The organism is Exiguobacterium flavidum, assembly GCF_003344535.1.
In the GTDB taxonomy this organism is placed as follows: Bacteria; Bacillota; Bacilli; order Exiguobacteriales; family Exiguobacteriaceae; genus Exiguobacterium_A; species Exiguobacterium_A flavidum.
This window is the reverse complement of sequence record NZ_QPKS01000002.1, coordinates 297653-304056: the sequence shown is the minus strand read 5'-3', so window position 1 is coordinate 304056 and position 6404 is coordinate 297653. Positions and strand designations below refer to the sequence as shown.

The following is a 6404-nucleotide window of genomic DNA, read 5'->3' as shown; positions in this document are numbered from 1 at the left end:
GAGGGTGACTCAAAAGTAGAACGATCACCTCTCTCTAATGAATGAAAGACAGCGCGTTTTCGAGGATTTTTCTCGAAAACGCGCTGTCTTTTTCCTTGCCTTGCCTCTTTTTCAATCGATTTACCTCATCGCTACGGTTGTATTAACTAGTTTCCGGAGGTTATGTGCGGTGGCTGCCAGTCCGAACTCCAGAGAGGCCCCTTCGAGGCCAAGGAGCCGAAATCGCCGGAAGCCCCAATTGGACTTGATCGAGCCGAACACGGGCTCGACCTCGATCTTGCGTCTTGCTGCGATGGCCCTCCCGGTCCCGGATTCCAACTTCTCCTTCATGGCGCGTTTGAGCCGAAGCCATCTCGAGGAACGGCGCACCGTCTTCCGGGGCTTCTCGAAGGAACGCTCGGAACGGCGATGGCGGATGCAGTCATCGAGGAACGGGCAGCCGACACACTCGTCGCACACGTACACCGCTTGCTCGATGACAAACCCGGAACCGGTCTGTTGGCGACGGGTTCCGGAGCGTCGGAGTAGTTTGCCGGCAGGGCAGGTCAGCGTGTCGGTCGTTTCGTCGTGTGGCCATTTCTCCGTCACGAACGCGTCCTTCGCGTAGCTCCGTTTCTGTTCCTTGGCATAGTTGTTGTACTTGACGAGGGCATCATATCTTAGCTCATTCAGCGCGAGAAAGTTCTCCTCGGACCCGTATCCGGCGTCCGCGATGATCCGTTTCGGCCGTCGGCCGAGCGGTGCGAAGAAACGTTCCATCCCCTCGAGGTGTGGGACGAGGCAACGGGCGTCCGTCGGACGCTGATGGACGCTGTAGAAGAGGACGACCTGGTTCTCGGTCGCCATCTGGACGTTGTACGCGGGCTTGAGCTGGCCGTTCCTCATATGATCATCCTTCATCCGCATGAACGTGGCGTCGGGGTCCGTCTTGCTGTAGCTGTTCCGGTCGTCTCCACAGGTCGCGAGCTGCGTGGCGTAGCGCGCTTGCCGCTCGATCCACCCGTCGACCTGCTTGGCGGCCTTCTTCAGTTCCCGGTCCTTCGGCGCCTCGGCGAGGCGCTCGCCGATCAGTGCGCGTCCGAGCCCGAGTTTCTCCTCGAGCGTCTCCGGCATCTCCACGCTCTCGTTGCCTTCCTCGAGGATCTGGCGCATCAAGCCGTCGAACTTCTCCTCCATCTTGCGCTGGTGAGATTGGACGCCTCGTTTCCAGGTGAACGTGTAGCGGTTCGCGCGGGACTCGATCTTCGTCCCGTCGACGAAGTAGTCCTCGAACTTCACCTCGCCACGATCGATCAGGAGGCCGAGGACGGCGCGGAACACCTCCCCGAGCAGCGCGGCCATCGGTCCCGTCCGGAACCGGTTGATCGTGTTCGCGTCCGGGCTCTCGAGCGCGGCGAGCCACATCATCGGGAGGTGCTCGTGGAGAAGGCGCTCCATCCGTCGCCCGGAATAGACGCCGACGGCGTAGCTGTAGACGACGACCTTCGTCATCATTTTCGGGTGATAGCGCGGTCGGCCCATCGTCTTGCAGTGGGCGAGGAAAAGGTCCGCGTCCATCCCCTCGATGACGGCGTCGACGAGCCGGGCCATATGCTCTTTTGGTACATACTCGTCGAGCGTGATTGCGCTCTGACGGCGGTTCGTATTATAGTGACGGTAGAGGGCGGCTCCGGTCTGCTCTCGCATGGTCCTCATTCCTTTCATGGTTGTTTCGCAGCTCCATTGTACAAGGGATGAGGGCTTTTTTCATGCGCGCCAAAGGTGCGCGGCAGAGTGTCTCGGAAGAGATGGCAGAGCATAGAAAAATCCGACCGTCCCGAGAAATAAATCGGGACGGTCGGATTTTTTTGTTCAGACAGGGCAGGCATAGTCGCCGCTCGACTCCGACGGGAAGATGAAGCGCGATCAGCGCTTCAGTCAGGGACAGGCGAGACCCGGCACGGCCGCAGGGAGTGCGGTCCGGCCGCGGCTTGCGTCCCGCCCGCGGAAAGCGAGTGCGACGGAACTGCCCGTCACAAGGATTGATTGTGGAGCGACTTATGAGTCACCCTCTTTTTTTGCCTTAAGGTTTCAGAACGACTTTGATACATCCATCCGCATGGTCATTGAACGTCTGATAGGCGTTCGCCGCATCTTCGAGCGGGATACGGTGCGTGATGATGTCAGTCGGATCAAACTCCTTGTTGACGATTTTCTGGAACAGCTCCGGCATGTAGTGGACGACTGGCGCCTGCCCCATCTTCAGCGTGATGTTGCGCGTGAAGAAGTCGCCGAGCGGGAACTGGTTGTACTTCTTCGCATAGACGCCGGTCAGCTGGACCGTACCGAACTTCCGGACCGCATCCTTCGCGATGTTGATTGCACTGAGCGTGCCGCCTTGAAGCCCGACCTTCTGCTCGACCTTCTCGATCGGTGACATCTTACCGTCGAAGCCGACACAATCGATGACGACGTCCGCCCCGCCTTGCGTCAATTCCTTCACGTATTGCCCTGTCTCGCTCTGATCGTTCAAATTGACCGTCTCGACCTTGTTCGTCATCTTCGCGTGATTGAGGCGGTAGACTTCCTGATCGACGGCGATGACACGCTTCGCGCCCTTCATCCAGGCAAACTTTTGCGTCATCAAACCGACCGGTCCGGACCCGAGCACGACGACCGTGTCCCCCTTCTTGACGCCGGAGTTCTCGACGCTCCAGTAGGCGGTCGGGATGACGTCTGACAGGAACAACAGCGCCTCATCCTCGAGTTCGCACGACTCCGGGACGACGAGCGGCATGAAGTTTCCGTACGGGACGCGGAGGTATTCCGCCTGTCCTCCAGCATATCCGCCGAACTGCTCCGTAAAGCCGAAGTAGCCGCCCGTATCGACGTGCGGGTTGCCGTTCGAATTGTCACACTGGCTCTCCATGTCGTGCTCACAGTAGAAGCAATGTCCACAAGCGACATTGAACGGCAGGACGACACGGTCGCCCTTCTTGACCTTCGTCACCTCTGGTCCGACTTCCTCGACGATCCCCATCGGCTCATGTCCGATGACATAGTCCTTGTGCGCCCCCATGTTCCCTTGATAGATATGCAAATCAGACCCGCAGATCGCCGTCGAAGTAATCTTGACGATGATGTCGTCATTCTTCTCGATGTTCGGGTCCGCTACGTTCTTGACTTCTACACTCTTCGTTCCTTGGTAAGTAACTGCGCGCATTCAGTTTCCTCCTTTGAAATCCAGGTTTTTGTGACAACAATTAACTTTTACCCTGATTCTGAGGAAAAACTACGTCTTTCTAAAAAAACATCAATGACGGAAACCGGCCTCCGCGTGCACGACCTGTCCCGTGACGAAGGATGCGTCTTCACCGAGCAGCATCGCGACGGCCTTCGCCGCATCCTCCGGTTGCGTGATCTTACCGGAAGGGAATCGCTCGCGTAAAGAGCTCTCGAAGTCCGGTGTAATCCAGCCCGTATCCGTCGGTCCCGGATTGATCGCGTTGATCGTGATCCCTTTCCCCATCAAATCGGACGCGACCGTCCGGACGAGCGTCTCGCTCATCGCTTTCGTCAGAGCGTATGAGAGTTCACCGGACATCGGACTGTTCGACTGGCCGGACGTAAAAAGGACGATTCGCCCGTCGCTTCCTTCGAACTGCTCCGCGAACGCCCGGACGAGCAATACCGTCGCTCTCCCATTCACGGCGTAGTGTGCGTCGAGCGTTTCAGCCGACACAGTGAAAATGTCATCCTCCGTCGAATAGCAGGCGGTGTGGACGAGACATGATAACTTTCCGAGCACCCGTTCCGCATCCTCGATCAACCGGTTGCAGGCCACAGGATCCGTCAGGTCCCAGGATGCTGAATGGATGCGTCCCCCCTCCCGTCCGAGCTCCGTCTCGAACGCTGCCCGGTCTTGCATGGCACCGCCGAGCTTTTCATCGTATGGAGCATAGTAGGTCATATACAGATCGTACCCCTCCTGCGCGAGCCTGCGGCAAACAGCAGCGCCGATGCCGTCAAGCCTTCCGACACCTGTCACGATTGCTTTTTTCATTAACGATTCCCCCTAAAAAAGGGCGAACCCTCGCGGATTCGCCCTTCGTATTCGCTTTTGGTCAAGCGAGGATCCCCATGACTTTCCGGACGGCTTCTGCCGACCGGTCAAGCGCAGTCCGTTCATCTTCCGTCAGTTCAAGTTCGAGGACGCGTTCGATCCCGTTTCCTCCGATGATCGTTGGAACACCGAAATACATGTCGTCGTACCCGTACTCTCCTTCGAGGTACGCGATCGCCGGCAGAATGCGCCGCTGATCCTTCAGGATTGCTTCCGCCATCTCAGCGATGGCGGCGGCTGGCGCATAGTAGGCAGACCCATTTCCTAGAAGCTGGACGATTTCCCCGCCGCCTTTTCGCGTTCGTTCGACGATCGCTTCAAGACGGGCCGGTTCGATCAACTTCTCGAGCGGGATACCTCCTGCATACGAGTAACGAAGCAACGGCACCATGTCGTCCCCGTGCCCCCCGAGCACGAAGCCCGAGATGTCCTTGACCGACACGTTCAGCTCCATCGCGACGAACGCGCGGAAACGTGCCGTGTCGAGTACCCCCGATTGCCCGATGACTCGTTCCTTCGGGAATCCGGACTCCTTGAAGACCGTGTAGGTCATCGCGTCGACCGGATTCGTCAGGACGATCAGGATCGCATCCGGCGAATGCTTGACGATTTCCTTCGTGACCGCCTTCATGACAGATGCGTTCGTCGCGACGAGATCGTCCCGGCTCATGCCGGGTTTACGCGCGACGCCCGCCGTGATGACGACGATATCCGAATCCTTCGTTTCCGCATAGTCGGACGTCCCCGTGACCCAGGAATCGAATCCTTGGATTGGCGCCGTCTCTTGCATGTCGAGCGCCTTTCCTTTCGTCGGATTCTCCATCGCCGGCATATCCACCAGAACGACATCACCGAGCTCCTTCTGCGCGATGTAGAGCGCAGTCGTAGCGCCCGTGAAGCCGCTTCCGATGACCGAAATCTTCTTGCGCTTGTTCATGTCGTGTTCCCCCTCGCTTAAAGTGGTGAAACGATTACATGTTTTTGATGAGCTCGTCAGCGAACTCAGAGCACTTCACTTCTTTCGCGCCGTCCATCAGACGCGCGAAGTCATATGTGACGACTTTCGCGTCGATCGATTTCTCCATCGATGCGATGATGAGGTCAGCGACTTCGTTCCAGCCAAGGTGACGGAACATCATCTCACCCGAGAGGATCACCGAAGACGGGTTGACCTTGTCGAGGTCAGCATACTTCGGAGCTGTACCGTGAGTTGCTTCGAAGATCGCGTGGCCTGTCATGTAGTTGATGTTCGCTCCCGGTGCGATACCGATACCGCCGACTTGTGCAGCGAGCGCGTCCGAGATGTAGTCCCCGTTCAAGTTCATCGTCGCGACGACGTCGAACTCTTTTGGACGAGTGAGAATCTGCTGGAGGAAGATGTCAGCGATCGAATCCTTGACGATCAGCTTGCCAGCCGCTTCAGCGTCAGCCTGCGCTGTGTTCGCAGCGTCTGCGCCTTCTTGTTCCTTGATGCGGTCGTACTGAGCCCATGTGAAGACTTGCTCGCCGTATTCACGCTCAGCGAGTTCATAACCCCAGTTCTTGAACGCGCCTTCCGTGAACTTCATGATGTTACCTTTGTGGACGAGTGTGAGCGACGCGCGTTTGTTCTCGAGTGCATACTCGATCGCAGCGCGGACGAGACGCTCCGTTCCTTCCTTCGAGATCGGCTTGATACCGAGGCCTGAAGTCTCAGGGAAGCGGATTTTGTTGACGCCCATCTCTGTCTGGAGGAAGTTGAGCAACTTCTTCACTTCGTCGCTGCCTTCTGCGTACTCGATACCTGCGTAGATGTCTTCCGTGTTCTCACGGAAAATGACCATGTCCGTATCCTCAGGACGTTTTACCGGTGACGGAACGCCGTTGAAGTAGCGGACAGGACGCAAGCAAACGTAAAGATCGAGCTCTTGACGGAGTGCGACGTTGAGCGAACGGATTCCGCCGCCGACAGGTGTCGTGAGCGGTCCTTTGATCGCGATGATGTGCTCGCGGATCAGATCGAGCGTCTCTTCAGGAAGCCAGTTCCCCGTCTTGTTGAAGGCTTTCTCCCCAGCGTAGACTTCTTTCCATTCGATCTTCTTCTCGCCGCCGTAAGCTTTTTCGACTGCCGCATCGAAGACACGGACTGCCGCGTTCCAGATGTCAGGTCCAGTTCCGTCACCGATGATGAACGGAATGATCGGTGAATTCGGGACGTTCAGGTTACCGTTTGATACTGTGATGTTCTCGCCTTGTAGTGTTGCCATGTTAAAATCCCCCTTAAAGATAGTCGACGTCAAAAAAGTAGGAGAGGATTTCTCCT

5 protein-coding genes are annotated in these 6404 nt (G+C 57.3%); all 5 read right to left on the bottom strand.

Annotated features, from left to right (window positions below; genetic code table 11):
* Positions 1-120: 120 nt before the first annotated feature.
* Entirely contained in the window at positions 121-1686 is a 1566-nt protein-coding gene (locus tag DFG60_RS03280; protein WP_157964450.1) for an IS1182 family transposase, read from the bottom strand.
* Positions 1687-2062: 376 nt separating this feature from the next.
* Complete coding sequence (locus tag DFG60_RS03275; RefSeq protein ID WP_114570305.1) at positions 2063-3202, bottom strand: zinc-dependent alcohol dehydrogenase; 1140 nt, start codon at positions 3200-3202, stop codon at positions 2063-2065.
* Between the two features lie 90 nt (positions 3203-3292).
* The gene (locus tag DFG60_RS03270) at positions 3293-4042 is read right to left on the bottom strand and encodes an SDR family oxidoreductase (RefSeq protein WP_114570304.1); all 750 of its coding nucleotides are present in this window, start codon (positions 4040-4042) and stop codon (positions 3293-3295) included.
* Positions 4043-4103: 61 nt separating this feature from the next.
* On the bottom strand, positions 4104-5039 hold the full coding sequence (gene mdh, locus DFG60_RS03265) for a malate dehydrogenase (protein ID WP_114570303.1): 936 nt from the start codon (positions 5037-5039) through the stop codon (positions 4104-4106).
* Positions 5040-5073: 34 nt separating this feature from the next.
* Positions 5074-6348 (bottom strand): NADP-dependent isocitrate dehydrogenase, encoded by a 1275-nt coding sequence (gene icd, locus DFG60_RS03260; RefSeq protein WP_114570302.1) that lies wholly within the window; start codon positions 6346-6348, stop codon positions 5074-5076.
* Between the last annotated feature and the right edge of the window lie 56 nt (positions 6349-6404).

Bases quoted from the DNA above. Each gene is read 5' to 3' on its own strand.
- DFG60_RS03280 (WP_157964450.1), bottom strand. From the start codon at position 1,686: ATGCGAGAGCAGACCGGAGCCGCCCTCTACCGTCACTATAATACGAAC.
- DFG60_RS03275 (WP_114570305.1), bottom strand. From the start codon at position 3,202: ATGCGCGCAGTTACTTACCAAGGAACGAAGAGTGTAGAAGTCAAGAAC.
- mdh (WP_114570303.1), bottom strand. From the start codon at position 5,039: ATGAACAAGCGCAAGAAGATTTCGGTCATCGGAAGCGGCTTCACGGGC.
- icd (WP_114570302.1), bottom strand. From the start codon at position 6,348: ATGGCAACACTACAAGGCGAGAACATCACAGTATCAAACGGTAACCTG.
- DFG60_RS03270 (WP_114570304.1), bottom strand. From the start codon at position 4,042: ATGAAAAAAGCAATCGTGACAGGTGTCGGAAGGCTTGACGGCATCGGC.